The 824-nt window shown below is 77.8% G+C and carries 1 protein-coding gene; it reads right to left on the bottom strand.

The features are described from left to right. Positions 1 to 117 precede the first annotated feature (117 nt). Positions 118 to 824: GntR family transcriptional regulator (locus tag FNQ90_RS25375; RefSeq protein ID WP_228471605.1), on the bottom strand; the 707-nt coding region annotated here is incomplete at its 5' end.

Here is an 824-nt window from a genome sequence, read left to right as displayed (position 1 = left end):
CACGGGCTCCCCGGGGCTCTTCCGCGCTCCCGCCGGTTTCACCCGGTCGGCGGGGGCGTTCCCGACCGTGAGCGACTCATGGGGCGTGCCGGGCGGGGGCGGTTCCGGTCGGTCCGGTCAGCAGCCGGTGAGGTGCTCGCGGGCCATGCGTTCGACACGGTCCGGCGAGCCCGAGGCCAGGGCGTCGAGCAGCGCGCCGTGCTCCAGGGCGTCGGCGAGCAGGTCGGCGGCCCCGCGCGGGGGCCTTCCGATGACCGGCGCCTGGGAGCGACGGTGCAGGTGCTGGGTGACCGCCACCAGTTGCCGGTTGCCGGCGGGGGCGAGGAGTTCCCGGTGGAAGGCCAGGTCGGCCTCTGCGTAGGCCGCGCCGTCCCCGAGGGCGGCGGCGGTCACGGCGGCGTCGGCGAGCGGGCGCAGGCCGACCCAGTGGGCGGGGGGCAGGTCGCGTGCCAGGGCCGTGATGGCGGGGACCTCCAGCGCGGCGCGCAGTTCGGCCAGTTCCGCGAGGTCCCGGGCGGTCAGGCCGCAGATCCGAAAGCCCCGGTTGGGCACCGCCTCGATCGTGCCCTCGCTCATCAGCTGGTGCATCGCCTCGCGCACCGGGCCCGCCGAGACGCCCCAGCGCACGGCCAACTGGGGGGCCGAGTGCACCTCGCCGGGACGCAGGTCCCCGTCGGCGAGGGCGCCGCGCAGGGCGGCGAGCACCTGGTCGCGCACACAGTGACGCACCGGTGCCACGGGGCCGCGCCCGGGTGGACGCGTCGGGGCGAGGTGGCCCCCGGCATCGGGATCGGCGTCGTCGGGGTCGCCGGCACGGTCGCGGT

Origin of the sequence: Streptomyces alkaliphilus (assembly GCF_014141535.1) — a bacterium.
Lineage (GTDB): Bacteria > Actinomycetota > Actinomycetes > Streptomycetales > Streptomycetaceae > Streptomyces > Streptomyces alkaliphilus.
This window is presented reverse-complemented; position numbering and strand designations above follow the sequence as displayed.